General features: G+C 51.8%; 13 protein-coding genes and 1 other annotated feature. All 13 genes read left to right on the top strand.

Translation table 11 applies throughout. The features are described 5' to 3' along the window. Positions 1–83: 83 nt before the first annotated feature. A complete protein-coding gene (locus LLG09_08910) occupies positions 84–1,427 on the top strand; it encodes a DUF512 domain-containing protein (GenBank protein MCE5197228.1) in 1,344 nt (447 codons plus the stop codon). A 2-nt stretch (positions 1,428–1,429) separates the two neighbouring features. Then, positions 1,430–2,746: a ribosome biogenesis GTPase Der gene (gene der, locus LLG09_08905; GenBank protein ID MCE5197227.1), complete on the top strand. Its 1,317-nt coding sequence runs from the start codon at positions 1,430–1,432 to the stop codon at positions 2,744–2,746. A 1-nt stretch (position 2,747) separates the two neighbouring features. Then, positions 2,748–3,770, top strand: coding sequence for an NAD(P)-dependent glycerol-3-phosphate dehydrogenase (locus tag LLG09_08900; GenBank protein ID MCE5197226.1), 1,023 nt, complete (start codon positions 2,748–2,750; stop codon positions 3,768–3,770). Between the two features lie 352 nt (positions 3,771–4,122). After that, on the top strand, positions 4,123–6,729 hold the full coding sequence (gene alaS, locus LLG09_08895) for an alanine--tRNA ligase (GenBank protein ID MCE5197225.1): 2,607 nt from the start codon (positions 4,123–4,125) through the stop codon (positions 6,727–6,729). Positions 6,730–6,806: 77 nt separating this feature from the next. After that, the gene (trmL, locus tag LLG09_08890) at positions 6,807–7,283 is read left to right on the top strand and encodes a tRNA (uridine(34)/cytosine(34)/5-carboxymethylaminomethyluridine(34)-2'-O)-methyltransferase TrmL (protein ID MCE5197224.1); all 477 of its coding nucleotides are present in this window, start codon (positions 6,807–6,809) and stop codon (positions 7,281–7,283) included. A gap of 30 nt (positions 7,284–7,313) precedes the next feature. Continuing rightward, a complete protein-coding gene (trpS, locus tag LLG09_08885) occupies positions 7,314–8,309 on the top strand; it encodes a tryptophan--tRNA ligase (GenBank protein ID MCE5197223.1) in 996 nt (331 codons plus the stop codon). Between the two features lie 20 nt (positions 8,310–8,329). Next, complete coding sequence (locus tag LLG09_08880; protein MCE5197222.1) at positions 8,330–9,730, top strand: glycine--tRNA ligase; 1,401 nt, start codon at positions 8,330–8,332, stop codon at positions 9,728–9,730. Between the two features lie 75 nt (positions 9,731–9,805). Then, positions 9,806–9,926: a sequence feature (ribosomal protein L20 leader region), on the top strand. 55 nt (positions 9,927–9,981) lie between these two features. Next, a complete protein-coding gene (infC, locus tag LLG09_08875) occupies positions 9,982–10,470 on the top strand; it encodes a translation initiation factor IF-3 (GenBank protein MCE5197221.1) in 489 nt (162 codons plus the stop codon). A gap of 33 nt (positions 10,471–10,503) precedes the next feature. Next, complete coding sequence (gene rpmI, locus LLG09_08870; protein MCE5197220.1) at positions 10,504–10,701, top strand: 50S ribosomal protein L35; 198 nt, start codon at positions 10,504–10,506, stop codon at positions 10,699–10,701. A 34-nt stretch (positions 10,702–10,735) separates the two neighbouring features. Beyond that, complete coding sequence (rplT, locus tag LLG09_08865) at positions 10,736–11,092, top strand: 50S ribosomal protein L20 (GenBank protein MCE5197219.1); 357 nt, start codon at positions 10,736–10,738, stop codon at positions 11,090–11,092. A gap of 72 nt (positions 11,093–11,164) precedes the next feature. Then, on the top strand, positions 11,165–11,959 hold the full coding sequence (locus LLG09_08860) for an RNA methyltransferase (GenBank protein MCE5197218.1): 795 nt from the start codon (positions 11,165–11,167) through the stop codon (positions 11,957–11,959). Between the two features lie 361 nt (positions 11,960–12,320). Continuing rightward, the gene (gene pheS / locus LLG09_08855; protein ID MCE5197217.1) at positions 12,321–13,349 is read left to right on the top strand and encodes a phenylalanine--tRNA ligase subunit alpha; all 1,029 of its coding nucleotides are present in this window, start codon (positions 12,321–12,323) and stop codon (positions 13,347–13,349) included. A gap of 14 nt (positions 13,350–13,363) precedes the next feature. Beyond that, a complete protein-coding gene (gene pheT, locus LLG09_08850; GenBank protein ID MCE5197216.1) occupies positions 13,364–15,433 on the top strand; it encodes a phenylalanine--tRNA ligase subunit beta in 2,070 nt (689 codons plus the stop codon). Positions 15,434–15,436: the final 3 nt, after the last annotated feature.

Here is a 15,436-nt window from a genome sequence, read left to right as displayed (position 1 = left end):
TCACAGCGTTAGAATGAGTAAGATGGGGCTGTAGCAATTTGCTGCAGCCCCTAATTTGAATAGTCTGGAAAAGGAGCGAGCTCATGGCACACCCTACGATAAAAAAGATTCTGTCGCCATCGCCTGCGGCCGGCAGCCCGCTGCAGCCGGGTTGGCAGCTGCTGCGGATCAATCAAAAGGAGATCGGTGATATCCTGGATTATCAAATTGCAATTGCCGACGCTTCTCTGGTCACGGAATGGCTGGATCTGACGGGAGCTCGTGTTACCCACACATTTGAGAAGCCGATTGATAAAGACCTGGGTATCGAATTTACGACTTTGACCCTGGATAAACCCAAGGTTTGCCTGAATCATTGTCAGTTTTGTTTTGTGGATCAACTGCCCCGCGGCATGCGCGGCAGTCTCTATTACAAAGACGATGATTATCGTTTGTCTTTCCTCAGCGGCAGCTATATTACCTTATGCAATACTTCCTGGGCTGATCTGCAGCGGATCAGCAGTTTAAAATTATCACCGCTATTTATCTCCGTACATGCCTGGGATCTGCAGCAGCGGCAGGCTTTGCTCTGCAATCAGGATCACGAATTCCGGCAGAAATTCCTCTATTTGGTCAATCAGGGTATTCGGCTTCATTGCCAGATTGTGATTTGTCCCGGCCTGAATGACGGTGCGATTTTGCGTGACACCTGTACAGCCTTGCTGGATCTTTACCCGGGCGTGGCCAGTATTGCTTTGGTACCGGTCGGGTTGACGGGTCACCGTCAGCAACTGCCTTCTTTAAGACTGCAAAACAAAGCAGAGGCCCTTGCCATCTTAGCTTTGGCGGAGGAACTGCAGGCAGACTGTCTTGAGCGCTATCAGACACGTTTACTTTGGCCTGCGGATGAGATCTTCCTGCAAGCAGAGCGGCAAATACCGGACGCCGCATACTATGAAGATTATCCGGTCCTGGAAGACGGCGTGGGAATGCTTCGTTCTTTCCTGGCAGACTGGCAGCAGCTCTGGGCAAACCAGCATGATTTGATTGCTCCGCGCCGGGTACGGCTGGTGACCGGAATCAGCGCGGCCGCCATGCTGCAGCAAGTTGCCGATCTGCTGAATCAAACACCGGAACTGCAAGTCACCGTCCAACCGATCAGTAATCATTTTTTTGGTGAAACAGTAACGGTGGCCGGTTTGATTACCGGCAGGGACATTCTCAGCCAGCTGAGCGCCGAAGCGGGCGAGCTGGTGCTGATTCCTTCCGTCATGCTGCGCGATGCCGGCGATCTGTTTTTGGATGACATCAGGCCGCAGGAAATCGTCAGAAAATTTGCCGAAGCCGAGATTCGGATCATTGAACCAACCGCCAGCGCCTTGTATCATGCATTATTCAAAAAACGCAGTCGACGTAGTAAACCGGCTTCGCTAAAAAGGAGATTTTAAAAATGAGAGCGATTGTAGCGATTGTTGGCCGCCCGAATGTGGGGAAATCCACCCTGTTTAACCGCTTAGTCGGTCAGCGTGTCGCCATTGTGGAAGATATTCCGGGGATTACCAGAGACCGCCTGTATGGCGAGGCCGAGTGGACCGGTTATCATTTCAACTTGATTGATACCGGTGGGATTGAGGTAGAAGGCAGCAATGATATTTCCGTCCAGATCAGAAAGCAGGCGGAAATAGCCATTGCCGAAGCAGACACGATCGTCTTTATGACGGACGGCAAGCAAGGCCTGCAGGGGGACGATAAGGAAATTGCCGAATACCTGCGCCGCTCCAAAAAGCCCGTGCTTCTGGTCGTCAATAAAATCGACAATCTGGAAATGGTCAATGCTATTTATGATTTTTATGAATTGGCTTTGGGTGATCCGATTGAAATATCCGCCGACAGCGGCTTAAATATCGGCGATCTGCTGGATAAAATCGTGGCTACCCTGCCGCGTCTGGAAGAGAAAGAAGAAGACGATGATATCATCAGAATCAGTTTTATCGGACGCCCCAATGTGGGCAAATCTTCTTTGATCAATGCGATTTTAGGCGAACAGCGTGTCATTGTCAGTGATGTCCCGGGTACAACCCGCGATGCTATTGATACGCCGTTCGAACGTGACGGCAAGAAATATATCCTGATCGACACGGCTGGTATGCGGCGGAAAAGTAAAATTTATGAAAATGTGGAACATTACAGTGTTTTAAGGGCGCTGAGAGCGGTCGAACGCTCCGATGTTGTGATGATGGTGATCGATGCGACGGCGGGAGTCACCGAACAGGATAAACGCATTGCCGGCTATGCGCACGAACAGGGCAGAGCGATGATCATCGTCATGAACAAATGGGATTTGGTAGCGAAAGACACCAACACCGCCGAACAGGAAACCAGAAAAATCCGCAATGAACTGATTTTCTGCACCTATGCGCCGGTGATCTTCGTTTCCGCCCTCACCGGGCAGAGAATGTCCCGTTTGCTGGATATGGTGGATTATGTGGCGGATCAGCATTCTTTGCGCCTGCAGACCAGCGGTCTCAACGATTTGCTGCAGGAAGCCATGCGTCTGACTCCGCCGCCGAGCATGGGCAGCCGCCGCTTGAAGATTTACTACGTCAATCAGGTTGCGACCAAGCCGCCGCTGTTTGTTTTCTTTGTCAACGACCCGGAATTGGCTCATTTTTCTTATGTTCGCTATCTGGAAAACAAGATACGCACTACCTATGGCTTTGAAGGAACGCCGATTCGGCTGTCCTTCCGTCAGCGCGAGAGGCAGTAAGATGGATAAGAAGATAGCGGTTTTAGGAGCCGGCGCCTGGGGTACGGTGATCGCCAAAATGCTGGCAGAGAACGGTCATCGGGTCGATCTCTGGAGTTACGACAGAGAGGTTGCCCAACAGATTAACGAAGAACATCAGAATCAGTCCTTTTTGCCGGGGGTGAGCTTGCCGGACACGATTATCGCCGGCGTTGATCTCTGCGCTGTACTCGCAGAGGCAAAAGCAGTTGTCAATGTGGTGATTGCCAAAGGGTTGCGCGCGCTTCTGCAGCAAATGCCGCCGGACGTGCAGCGGCTGCCCTGGCTCAGCGCAACCAAAGGCCTGGAGCCGGATACCGCTTTGCGTATGTCACAGATCATCATCGGGATGGGCAAAGCCAAAGAAAATCAACTGGCAGTCCTGTCCGGTCCGAATTTGGCAGTAGAAATTGCCGCTGCTTCTCCCGCTTCCAGTGTGATCGGTGCCGTCAGCAAAGAGACTGCGCTCTACTTTCAGGAATTGCTGATGCGTCCCTATTTTAGAATTTATATCAGTCCCGATCCGATCGGAGTGGAACTGGGCGGTGCGTTGAAGAACATCATCGCTCTGGCGGCGGGTATTTGTGATGGGCTCAAGCTGGGTGATAATGCCAAAGCGGCTCTGATTGCCAGGGGTTTGGCTGAGATCAGCCGTCTTGGCTGCCGGCTCGGCGCCGATCAGGAAACCTTTGCCGGCCTTTCCGGCATGGGCGATCTGGTCGCCACCTGCGCCAGTCCGCACAGCCGCAATCGCTGGTGCGGTGAACAGCTGGGTTTGGGACGCAGTTTAGATGATATCATGGCCGGCACCAAGTCAGTGGTGGAAGGTGTGCGCACCACGACAGCCGTCTACCAATTGGCAGAGCAGCTGGATCTGGATTTACCGATCACAAGAGCTGTTTATGGAATTCTCTATGAAGGCGCGTCAGCGCGCCTGCAGGTGGAACAGTTGATGAATCGCATGGCGAAACCGGAGAATTCCGATTTAGCGCTGAAAAAATGGTGAGTTGCAGAAAATAAGACTTTAAAAATTTGGAAAATACAAGATAACGACAGAACATTAACCTTGACAGCTGACTGTTGTTTCAATTATAATTAAACTTATACTATGAGGAAGAGACAATACTGTGGCGTTCCCCAGCGAGGATCCGATGGTGAGAGGGATCTGAATTCAACTTTATTGCAGGCCGCTTCGGAGTGTTTGTGTCAACACAAACGGTACGCGCCGTTATCTGCGATGAGAGGTTGCTATGCGCAGCATAGTAATAAACCAGGGTGGTACCACGAAGAAAGTCGTCCCTGAGCTGTAATCAGCTCAGGGACTTTTAATTTTTACGGAGGTGTTGAAAGTGAAAAAATTGACAGGTGATCAGATCAGAAAAACTTTCCTCGATTTCTTTGCGGAAAGAGGGCATTTGGTGCTGCCAAGCGCATCCCTGGTTCCGGTCGACGACCCCAGCTTACTCATGATCGGAGCGGGTATGGCTCCCTTCAAACCTTATTTCACCGGTATTGCCAAACCGCCGGCAGTCAGAGTCTGTTCGGTGCAGAAGTGTATTCGCACCCCGGATATCGAAAATGTTGGCAAAACAGGCAGACACGCAACCTGTTTTGAAATGCTGGGCAATTTTTCTTTCGGTGATTATTTTAAGAAAGAAGCCATCCGGTGGGCCTGGGAATTTTTAACGCAAACGATCGAGTTGGATGCCAATCGGCTCTATATTACCGTGCATCGCGATGATCAGGAGGCTTACGCTATCTGGCGTCAGGAAATCGGCGTCGCGGCAGATCATATATTCTTAGGCGATCAGGATAATTTTTGGGAAGTCGGTATCGGTCCCTGTGGACCCGATTCGGAAATTTTCTATGATCAGGGTCCGGAATTCAGCTGCGGGAAACCGGATTGCGGCATGGGCTGCAGCTGCGATCGCTATCTGGAGATCTGGAATCTGGTTTTCACCCAGTTTGATCGTGACGAAGACGGCAATTATCATCCTTTGGAGAGAAAATGTATCGATACCGGCTTAGGACTCGATCGTCTGGCGGCTGTGCTGCAGAGCGTGCCTTCTGTATTTGAAATTGATCTCAACCGGCCGGTGCTGGATCTTCTTATCCGGCGCAGCGGCGTTTGGTATGACGGCAAGAGTGCGGCGAGCCTGGCTTTGAAAATCATTGTGGATCATGTGCGCGGCGTTACCTTTATGATCGGCGATGGGATTTTACCCGGCAACGAAGGACGAGGTTATGTTTTGCGCCGCCTACTGCGCCGCGCGGTTCGCTACGGCCGTTTGGTTGGCCTAAAGGATGCATTTATGGCGGAAGTTGCCGGTCAGGTAATCGACTGTATGAAAGTCGGTTATCCGGATTTGGCAGAAAAGCGCGCATTTATTCTGAAAGTTGTGGAATTGGAAGAAAAACGCTTCGGGGAGACCCTGGAATCGGGTCTTGCCTTGCTGCAACAATACGTGGAACAGATGAAAGAAAAAAAGGAAACCTGTCTCAATGGCAGCATTGCTTTCAAACTGCATGATACCTTCGGTTTTCCGTTGGAATTGACCGAGGAATTGCTGGCAGAACAGGGGATGAGCGCAGATATCGCAGGTTTTCAGCAAGAAATGACCCAACAGCGCAACAGGGCGAGAGCGGCTCGTCAGGATGTCGATGCCATGGGAGCCGGCAAAGCGGATCTTTCCCGGGTCAGCAGTCGGTTTACCGGGTATCAAACAGAGCAGAATCAGGCTGTCATCGTTGGCCTTTATCAGGAAGGCAACGCCATGGAAATGGCCGGTGACGGCGAAGAGGTCGATCTGATTTTAGATCGAACCCCTTTTTATGCAGAAAGCGGCGGTCAGGTGGGAGATACCGGTTATCTTGAGAGCGGAGAACTGCGCCACACGGTCCGGAATACGCTGAAAGAAAGCGGCGTCACGCTGCTCAAGGTAAAAGTCAATCAGCGCCTTGGCGTAGGGGATCAGGTGCTTGCCGTTGTGGATCACGAGCGTCGCCTGGCGATTGCCCGTCATCATTCCGCCACCCACCTGCTGCAGCAGGCGCTGCGGCAGGTGCTGGGAGAACATCTGCATCAGGCCGGATCCGAGGTCAGTTCCGAGCGGATTCGCTTCGATTTCAGCCATTTTTCCGCGGTGGAGCCGGCGCAGCTGCAACAAATTGAACATCTGGTCAATGCCGCTGTTTTAGAGGATGTTGCGGTTGTGACGGAAGAAATGCCGGTCGATGCAGCCAAAAACAGGGGCGCCATGGCGCTGTTCGGCGAGAAGTACGGCAAAATCGTGCGTGTGGTCGGGATGGGTTCTTCTTTGGAGTTGTGCGGCGGCACGCATGTGCAGCGCACCGGTCAAATCGGCAGCTTCAAAATTCTTTCGGAAGCCGGCATTGGTTCCGGTTTGCGGCGGATCGAAGCCGTTGCCGGTTGGAAAAGCAGCGAATATTTTGCCAAAAAAGAACAATTGCTGGGCGAAATCAGCGGTATATTAAAAAGCAAAGAAGAGGATCTGCCTGTCCGGCTGCAGCAGTTGCTGCAGCAGAATAAAGAATTGGGGAAAAAGCTGGAAGCGCTGCAGGCGGAACGCAATGCGGAGGCCGTGTCGGTGCTGCTGAAAAAAGCAGTACAGGTGGCGGGGGTCACTTTGTTGGTCGCCCAAGTCAAAGCGGAAAAAACAGACGATCTGCGCCAAATGGCCGATGTGCTGCGCGATAAAATGGGCAGCGGAATCGTCATGCTGGGCAGCGAGATCGATGGCAATGCCAGCTTGCTGGCGGCGGCGACCAAAGACCTGAACGGTAAATTCCATGCCGGCAACCTGATCAGGGAAATTGCCAAATTGGTCGGAGGCGGCGGCGGCGGCCGGCCGGACCTGGCGCAGGCGGGCGGAAAAAATCCGGAGAAATTGCCGGAAGCCCTGCAGCAGGTTGCGGCGATCGTAGCCAAACAACTGCAGAAATAGTTCTGTCTGCGGCGGCGCAGGCTTTGGTGCAGTAAGCCTGCGCCGCCCGGAAATACCAGGGGAAGAATGTGAGCAAAATGTCAATCCATATTGTGCTCTATCAGCCGGAAATTCCACCCAATACCGGCAACATTGCCAGACTCTGTGCGGCAACCGACTCGGTGCTGCATTTGGTCAAACCGTTGGGGTTTTCCTTAGAAGACAAATACCTGAAGCGTGCAGGTCTGGACTATTGGCAGTATCTGCGCCTGGAAATCCATCAGGACTGGCAGGCTTTCCTGCAAACCTACACCGGCAAACGCATGTTCTTTGCTACCACCAAAGGGCATACCGCCTATCATCATATGGCATATCGGGATGAAGATTTTCTGGTTTTCGGACCGGAAACCAGAGGATTGCCGCCGGAGGTTTTGAGTCTCAAGCCGGATCATAATATCCGTATCCCGATTTTAGCCGAAACGCGATCACTCAACTTATCCAATGCGGTAGCGATAATCCTCTTCGAAGCCTTGCGTCAAACCGGGTTTGATCAGCTCTGCGACGGAGAAATCTGATCCCGATTACAGCAAAAGAAAGGAATCAAGATGAAACAGCAAAAAAGAATTCTCACCGGTGATCGGCCAACCGGAAAATTGCACTTAGGCCATTATGTCGGCTCGCTGGCCAATCGTGTGGCATTGCAGCATGAATATGATACATTTCTGATTATCGCCGACACGCAGGCGCTGACGACCAATTGGGATCAGCCGGAGCGCCTGGCGGCTTCCATCCGTCAAGTCACCGAAGATTATATGGCAATCGGAATTGATCCCGCGATCGCCACGATTTTTATCCAATCCATGATTCCGCAGCTGGCCGAACTGACCATGTTTTACGGCAATTTTGTTTCCGTCAATGTGCTGCGCCATAACCCTACCATCAAAACGGAAGCGGAACAGTACGGTTATCATGACCTGAATTACGGCTTTCTCGGTTATCCCGTTTCACAGGCAGCGGATATTACGTTCTGTAAAGCAGACCTGGTGCCGGTCGGTCAGGACCAAATGCCTCATATCGAGCTGACGCGGAAAATCGCCCGCCGCTTCAATGAACTGTATGCGCCGGTTCTGGTTGTACCGGAGGGGCTGGTTGGCAAAGTCGGCCGCTTGCCTGGTCTGGACGGCAAAGCCAAGATGTCCAAAAGCCTGGATAATTGCATCTACTTATCCGACAGCGCCAAAGAAGTCGCCGCGCAGATCAATAAGGCCGTGACGGATCCGGAACGCATCCGGGCAACCGATCCGGGGCACCCTGCTGTTTGTACCGTTTACTTATATCATCAAACCTTTAACGCGGAAGAATCAGCGGAAATCTGTGAGGATTGCAAAGCCGGCAGGATGGGCTGCGTAGCCTGCAAAAAACGCCTGACCGCCAAACTTAACGAATTGCTGGAGCCGATGCGGGAGCGGCGGATTCCTTATCAGAATCAACCGCAATTGTTGGATGAGATCCTGATGGCCGGCACGCGGCGCGCCGAGGAAGTTGCCAAAGAGACAATGCGGGAAGTCCGCGATGCCATGCGGATTTCTTATTTTAAATAAGAAGGAACGGAGCAGCAAAAATGACAGAAGTGACAATGGATAAACTGGTGGCGCTCTGTAAGATCAGAGGTTACGTCTATCCCGGTTCGGATATCTACGGCGGGCTGGCCAACACCTGGGACTATGGTCCTTTGGGTGTGGAACTAAAGAATAACATCAAGAAAATCTGGTGGAAGAAATTCATTCAGGAAACAGACAGCAATGTCGGTTTGGATGCGGGCATCCTGATGAATCCGGAAACCTGGGTGGCTTCCGGCCATGTCGGCGGTTTTTCCGATCCCCTGATGGATTGTCGCAAATGCAAAAGCCGCTATCGGGCGGATAAGCTAATTGAAGATTACGCTGCCGGAAACGGCGAGTATTTTTCCGCCGATGGCTGGAGCAATGAAGAAATGCAGCGCTATATCGAAGAGCATCAGATTGCCTGTCCGCAGTGCGGCGCCGTAGATTATACCGATATCCGTCAGTTCAACTTAATGTTCCAAACGCATCAGGGGGTGACCGACGACAGCAATTCTTTGGTCTATTTGCGGCCGGAGACGGCGCAGGGGATTTTTGTCAACTTTAAAAATGTCCTGATTTCCAGCCGGCGCAAACCCCCCTTCGGCATCGGGCAGATCGGTAAAGCTTTCCGTAATGAAATCACACCCGGTAACTTTATCTTTCGGGTCAGAGAAATTGAACAAATGGAATTGGAATTCTTCTGCAAACCGGGAATTGGCGAAGACAGCGAGGATAGGCAGTGGTTCGCCTATTGGCGGCAATTCTGCTATGACTTTCTGATCAGCCTGGGAGCAAAGCCGGAACAGCTGCGTATGCGGGATCATGACAGCAAAGAATTGGCGCATTATGCCAAAGCGACCACGGATATTGAGTATCTGTTCCCGTTTGGCTGGGGTGAATTATGGGGGATTGCCCATCGCAGCGATTATGATCTGCGTGTACATCAGCAGCACTCCGGTAAGGATCTGCGGGTTCTGGATCCAAAAACCAATGAAAAGTATCTGCCTTATTGCATCGAACCTTCTGTCAGTGTGGAACGTCTGACGCTGATGTTTCTAGCCAATGCCTATGATGAGGAACGACTGCCCGACGGTGATGTCCGTCAGATCTTGCATCTGCATCCGGCTTTGGCACCGGTCAAGGTGGCGATTCTGCCGCTCTCCAAGAAGTTAGCCGCACCCGCCGAGGCTCTGTTCCGTCAGCTGCGCAAGGAATGGCAGGTAGAATACGATGAAGCCGGCAGCATCGGCAAACGTTATCGCCGCTGGGATGAAGCCGGTACGCCTTTTTGTGTCACTCTGGATTTCCAAACCGAAGAAGATCACTGTGTGACGGTGCGGATGCGGGATTCAATGGAACAGATCCGCATTCCAACGGATCAGTTGAAAGCTTGGCTGGCAGAACATCTGGCCTTCTGAACCTGCAATTTTAGTACTGCGGCATTTAAAAAAATAAGCGCTTGACAGCCTGTCTGTCATCTGTTATACTTTATAAGCATCAAGAAGAGGCCATCCGCTTCTCACCCGGCGGTTAACCAGACCGGGTAAATATGGATTTCTCATCATTATGAGGGGATTTTCTGCGCGGGTGATTTACCCGCGCTTTTTCTATGTATGGATGGCAGAAGAATTCACAGGAGGTGTGAGGTATCAATAATAAGGGACACCAGATTAACGAGGACATTAAGGCCAGAGAAGTTCGTGTCATTGATGAAAACGGCGAACAATTGGGTATTTTGAGCATCAGAGACGCGATACGCTTAGCGCAAGAGCGTAGTTTAGACCTCGTTCGTGTGGCCGCAGCGGCCGTTCCGCCGGTATGCCGCATCATGGATTACGGCAAGTTCAGATATGAACAGAGCAAACAGGACCGGGAAGCCAAGAAAAAACAAAAAGTGATCAACATTAAGGAGGTTCGGGTCACCCCAACCATCGAGGATCATGATTTGGAAGTCAAGATGAAAGCCTGTGTCCGTTTTTTGCAGGACGGTGACAAAGTGAAAGCAACGGTTCGTTTTCGCGGCCGTGAAATCGCTCATGCCGGTTTGGGCAAGATTGCCCTGGATAAATTGGCTGAAGGCGTCGCCGAAGTGGGTGTGATTGAAAAACCGGCCCGCATGGAAGGCCGCAATATGATCATGATTATCGCACCGAAATAGGAAAGTTCTTTACTAAGGAAGGAGTTTTTTATTATGCCTAAGATTAAGACACACAGAGGAGCCGCAAAGCGCCTCCGTAAAACCGGCACCGGTTTAGTGACCCGTAAACATGCTTATCACCGCCATAAAGCGTTGTGCAAGTCTGCCAAGCAAAAACGCCAATTGCGTTTTTCAACCGTTGTCGATAAAACCGATCAACGCACGATGAGCCGTTTGATTCCTTATCTTTAAAGAGATAAGTATGTTATAAGGAGGAAGAACAACAATGAGAATAAAACGCGGTATGATTTCCCATCGCAAACATGGGAAAATCTTAAAGCTGGCCCGTGGCTACAGGGGTTCTAAAAGCAAGCAATTCAGAGTAGCAAACCAAGCCGTCATGAAGGCGGGTTTTTATGCGCGCCGTGACCGTCGTGTGCGTAAACGCGATTTTCGTAAGTTATGGATCGCCCGCATCAACGCTGCCGCCCGTATGAACGGCCTTTCCTACAGCCGCATGATCAATGGCCTGAAAAAAGCCAATGTCGAAGTAAACCGCAAAATGCTGGCTGATTTGGCAATCAGTGATATGAACGGTTTTGTGCAGTTCGTGGAAGTAGCCAAAGTTGAATTAGCGAAATAGTCAATTAACCGCGTTATTGTTGAACAATCGTTTGACGAACCGCGGTTTTTTTCTCAGAAAGGCGGCATTCGCATGCAGGACCTTCTATCCATGCAGAATCCCCTGATCCAGGAAATGCGCAAACTGCGGCAAAAAAAAGCGCGCCGGCAAAGCAATCTTTTCTTATGTGAAGGCATTCGCAGTCTGGAGGCGGCTTACTCTGCCGCGGCGCAGTTCGACACGCTGTTTGTCACAGCAGCTGCGCTGGAGAAAGCGCGCATTGCCGGGTTCTGCCGGCAGCTGAGCGGCGCGGGTGTGCCTGTTTATCGGGTCAGTCAGCGCATCATCGAAGCGCTGAGCCAGACCGAAACCAGCCAGGGAATCGTTGCAGCCATCGCACCTGCCAGGCATCCTCTGCAGGAGCTGCAGGCAGCGATGCGGATTCTGCTGCTCGACCGCGTGCAGGATCCCGGTAACGCCGGTACGGCTTTGCGCAGTGCGGCGGCGTTTGGTTTTGCTGCTGTCGTCTTTCTGCCCGGCAGTGTCGACCCTTGGAGTGATAAAGTAATCCGGGCTTCCGCCGGTTCAATCTTCCAGCTGCTGGTGATGGAAGCCGAGAGTGAAGCGGCAATCATCCGCCGGCTGCAGGAATTGCATTTGCCCTTAGTTGCAACGGCACTGACCGGCGGCATTGCATTGGCCGATCAGCCCTGGCTGAAGCAACCGCTCGCCCTGGCCGTCGGCAATGAAGGTCAGGGAATTTCCGACTCGCTTTTACAGGCTGCCGATTATCGGCTGACCATTCCGATGATCGGGCCGGCGGAATCGCTGAATGTTGCGGTGGCAACCGGAATTCTTCTCTTTAAAATGATGCCGAATCAGCCCTGAACCACTTGCAATTGCAGCGGTTTTATGCTATTTTAAGCAGTATAAGCGAAAAGCAAAGATCAAAGAGAGTAGCTTTTGTCGACACGTTACAGGGAGCGGCGGTCGTGGATTGAGAACCGTCGGCGCAGTGCAAAAGGGAAGTTCACTTTGGGAGCTGCCGCGTTGAACAAAGAGTTTTTCAAAAGAACTCCGGAGTAGATGCAGTCGGTTGTGCCGTTATCACAAGCTATGAGGCTATTCGGCTGATCATTTTGCAGGCAAAGTTTTCAGCGGATGGATTCAAGGGTGGTACCGCGAAGAGATTTCGCCCCTTTGGGGGTGGAGGTCTCTTTTTTATTTGAAATTGAAGGAGGAGAAAGCCGTGTTAAAGAGCCTGATGGAATTGCGCGAGGAAGCGCTGGAACAATTAAAGCAATTGCAGAATTCTCAGGAATTGAATGATTTTAAAGTAGCGTATTTGGGAAAGAAAGGCAAGCTTACCACGATTTTACGGCAAATGGGTAAGCTGCCGGAGGAGGACAGACCGCAATTCGGGCAGATTGCCAATGAAATACGGCAAACCTTAGAAGAGAATTTGACAGAAAGGCTGGAAATCTTCCGCCAAAAAGAACAGGCGGTCAAACTGCAGTCGGAGCGGATCGACATCACATTGCCCGGCTACCCTTTTCTTGCCGGCAGCATGCATCCCATCAGCTTGATCTTAAAAGAAATTAAAGAGATTTTTATCGGACTTGGTTTTACGATTGCCGAAGGACCGGAGATTGAAACGGACTATTATGATTTTCAGGCTTTGAATATCCCGCTCGATCATCCCGCCCGCGAAATGCAGGATACCTTTTATATTACCGAAGATCTGCTGCTGCGGACGCAAACTTCACCGATGCAGGCACGTAGCATGGAAGCCATGGCGCCGAATCTGCCGATCAAGATCATTGTTCCCGGCAAAGTTTATCGCCGCGATGAGGATGCAACGCATACGCCGATGTTCCATCAGGTGGAAGGCCTTTATGTGGATCAAAACGTTTCTCTGGCGACACTGAAAGGCATTTTACTTTCCTTTGCCCGGCTGATGTTCGGGGTTGAGCGGGAGATTCGTTTGCGCCCCAGCTTTTTCCCTTTCACAGAGCCCAGCGTGGAAGTGGATATTTCCTGTTTTAATTGCGGCGGTAAAGGCTGTCATCTCTGCAAGCAGTCCGGTTGGATCGAGATCCTGGGCGCCGGTTTGGTTCACCCCAACGTCCTGCGGATGAACGGCTACGATCCGGAAGCAGTCAGCGGACTTGCTTTCGGCATGGGTGTGGAACGAATCGCGATGCTGAAGTTCGGTATCGATGACATGCGCCAGATGTATCAAAATGATCTGCGTTTTTTGAATCAATTCCGCGTTTAGGGGAGGCAGGCAAAATGAAAGTATTATACAGTTGGTTACAGGAGCTGATCCCCGGTCTGCAGACGGCGCCGCAGGAAATAGCGGAACATCTGGTCACGGCCGGTATCGAAATTGCCGCGCTGGACTATCTGCCGGGCGGAGACGCGATCCTGGATTTCGATCTGACGCCCAATCGCTCCGATTGCCTGAGCATGTGGGGAGCAGCTTTCGAAGTTGCCGCTGTGCTTGGCATGGAAGCGGTGATACCGCAATTGCCGGAAATCAGCATTCGGGAAGACAGGCAGCGGATTCAGCTGCAGAATGAAGAATTGTGTCCCTGGTATCTCGCTTTGTTATTGAATGATGTAAAAATCGGACCGTCGCCGGCCTGGCTGTCGGCTCGTCTGGCTGCCTTGGGTATGCGCGGGATCAATAATATTGTGGATATCACCAATTATGTTATGCTGGAAACCGGTCAGCCGCTGCATGCCTTCGACTTTGACTGTTTAAAAGCACATCAAGTGGTCGTCCGAACCGCCAGACCGGATGAAACGATCCAAACGCTGGACGGTCAGGAACGCAGCTTAACCACAGATACCATCCTGATCTGTGATCCTGAAAAAGCGATCGGCATCGCCGGAGTGATGGGCGGGCTGCAGAGTGAAGTGACACCGCAAACGAAACGGATTCTCTTTGAAGCAGCCTATTTCGAGCGCCGCTTCATCCGCCGTGCCGCCAATCGGATGAGCCTGCGCTCAGAGGCAGCCATTCGCTTTGAAAAAGGAGTCGATCCGGACGGATTGAAGAAAGCGCTGCAGCGGGTAGTTCAGTTAACCGGGCAATTGCAGGCAGGAATACCGGATCCGATCATCCTTTCCGGCAGTCACTATGCACCGGTCACGCAGCATTCCATCTTTTTGCGCCGCGCCTACCTGAACTCACGCTTGGGAATGGCAATTGAAGATCTCAAAGTTTATGATTCGCTGCGCAGATTAGGCTTTCAGGTCGAACAAATGGCAGAAGGCTGGCAGGTGCAGGTGCCGACCCGCCGGCAGGATATTGAACTGGAAGTGGATTTGGTGGAAGAAGTCGCCCGTTTGGTCGGCTTCGATCGTTTGCCTGCCGAACTGCCGGTTGGCATGACCACGCAGGGCGGTTTGAGTTCCGCCCAAAAAAACATCGATTTGATCCATCAGGCGATGGTCCGGTTCGGCCTGCATGAAATGGTGAATTATTCTTTTATCAACGAACAGGATTTGCTGAAAGTCTATCCGGATGAGCGGCATCCCCTGCGGAATGTAATCCGCATTCTCAATCCGATGAGCGAAATGCAGGGGGTGATGCGCACCAGTTTGCTGCCCGGCATGCTGCAGGCGATTTCCTATAATCTCAATCGGCAAAATCTCAATCTCGGCTTATATGAACTGGGCAAGGTCTATTTGGCCAAGCGCCAACCGCTGCAGGAATTGCCGCTGGAAGAAACGCATCTCGTTTGTGCGCTGGTGGGAACGCCGTTTGGCAGCGGCTGGATGAAACAGGAAGCCGCTGCGAATTTCTATCATCTGAAAGGGATGCTGGAACAATTGGCCCATACGCTGCGGGTGCCGCTCCTTTTTGAAGCAGTGCAGGAGCCGGAACTGTTTCACCCTTTCCGCAGCGCGTCGGTGCGGCTGCACGGAAAAATAATCGGCAGTTTTGGTGTTTTGCATCCCGATCTGCTCAAACGCTTTGATATCCAAAAAGAAGTGATCCTGGCCGAGCTCAATGCGGATGCTCTTCTGCAATTCGCCCAACCCCGCATCGTCTATCAGTCCCTCTCCCGCTATCAAGCGGTCAACCGTGATCTGGCTTTGCTGGTACCGGACGAGGTTTCAGCCGCCGATGTGCAGAAATTAATCGCGGATAACGGCGGTGACATTCTGGAATCCGTTGTTTTGTTTGATGTTTATACCGGCGCCCAGGTCAAACCCGGCTTTAAGAGCCTGGCTTTTGCCCTGACATACCGGGCAAAAGATCATAGCCTGACCGAACCGGAAGTGCTGGAACGGCATCAGGGAATTCTGAAAGAAGCGGCCCGCCGCTTTGCTTCTTCCTTACGGATGTAGGTG

The organism is Negativicutes bacterium (genome assembly GCA_021372785.1).
In the GTDB taxonomy this organism is placed as follows: Bacteria; Bacillota; JAAYKD01; order JAAYKD01; family JAAYKD01; genus JAJFTT01.
Note: the sequence above shows the minus strand (reverse complement) of the source record. Positions and strands in the feature narration are given on the sequence as shown.